1 protein-coding gene is annotated in these 1640 nt (G+C 63.4%); it reads left to right on the top strand.

Translation table 11 applies throughout. The features are described 5' to 3' along the window. Positions 1-1640, top strand: a 1640-nt coding sequence (gene xsc / locus BXA07_RS29655; RefSeq protein WP_076573258.1) for a sulfoacetaldehyde acetyltransferase, incomplete at both ends; no start/stop codon positions are given.

A 1640-nucleotide genomic window follows, 5' to 3' on the forward strand; every position in this document is an offset into this window, starting at 1 on the left:
TCCGAAGCGTTCGTGGAAACCCTGGCCGCCAATGGCGTGACCGACATGTTCGGCATCATGGGCTCGGCCTTCATGGACCCGATGGACATCTTCGCCCCGGCCGGCATCCGCCTGATCCCCGTCGTGCACGAGCAGGGCGCCGGCCACATGGCCGACGGCTATGCCCGCGTCTCGGGCCGCCACGGCGTCGTCATCGGCCAGAACGGCCCCGGCATCAGCAATTGCGTCACGGCCATTGCCGCCGCCTACTGGGCGCACACCCCGGTCGTCATCATCACGCCGGAAACGGGCACGATGAGCATGGGCCTGGGCGGCTTCCAGGAAGCGAACCAGCTGCCGATGTTCGAGGAATTTACGAAATATCAAGGCCACGTGACCAATCCCGCCCGCATGGCGGAGTTCACGGGCCGCTGCTTTGACCGCGCCATGTCGGAAATGGGACCGACGCAATTGAACATCCCGCGCGATTACTTCTATGGCGAAATCAAGGCCGAAATCCCGAAACCGAGCCGCCTGGACCGTGGCGCCGGCGGCGAGCAAAGCCTTGACGATGCGGCCGAGCTGCTGGCGAAAGCCAAGTTCCCCGTGATTATCTCGGGCGGCGGCGTCGTCATGGGCGAAGCCATCGAGGAATGCAAGGCCCTGGCCGAGCGCCTCGGCGCGCCCGTGGTGAACAGCTATCTGCACAACGACTCGTTTCCCGCCAGCCACCCGCTGTGGTGCGGCCCGCTCGGCTATCAAGGCTCGAAGGCGGCGATGAAACTGATCGCCCAGGCCGACGTCGTCGTCGCCTTGGGTTCGCGCCTGGGACCGTTCGGCACCCTGCCGCAGCACGGCATGGATTACTGGCCGAAGAATGCCAAGATCATCCAGATCGACGCGGACAACAAGATGCTGGGCCTGGTGAAAAAGATCTCGGTGGGCATCTGCGGCGACGCCAAGGCGGCCGCCAAGGCGATTCTGGCCCGCCTCGATGGCAAGACGCTCGACTGCGACGCCACGCGCGGCGAGCGCAAGGCCACCATCGAGGCGGAAAAAGCCGCGTGGGAAGACGAACTGGACAACTGGACGCACGAGAAGGATGCGTACAGCCTGGACATGATCGAAGAGCAGAAGAAAGAGCCGGGCAACTATCTGCACCCGCGCCAGGTGCTGCGCGAGCTGGAAAAAGCCATGCCGGAAGACGTGATGGTGTCGACCGACATCGGCAACATCAACTCGGTGGCGAACAGCTATCTGCGCTTTGAAAAGCCGCGCAGCTTCTTTGCGGCGATGAGCTTTGGCAACTGCGGCTATGCGTTCCCGACGATTATCGGCGCCAAGGTGGCAGCACCGCACCGTCCGGCCGTGTCGTATGCGGGCGACGGCGCCTGGGGCATGAGTTTGATGGAAACGATGACCTGCGTGCGCCACAACATCCCCGTGACGGCCGTGGTGTTCCACAACCGCCAGTGGGGTGCGGAAAAGAAGAACCAGGTCGATTTCTACAACCGCCGCTTCGTGGCCGGTGAACTCGACAACCAGAGCTTCGCGGAAATTGCGCGGGCCATGGGCGCCGAAGGCATCACGGTCGACAAGCTGGAAGACGTGGGACCGGCCCTGAAGAAGGCAATCGACATGCAGATGAATGAAGGCAAGAC

This window comes from Janthinobacterium sp. TND4EL3, from assembly GCF_900156175.1.
Taxonomy (GTDB): Bacteria; Pseudomonadota; Gammaproteobacteria; order Burkholderiales; family Burkholderiaceae_D; genus Janthinobacterium.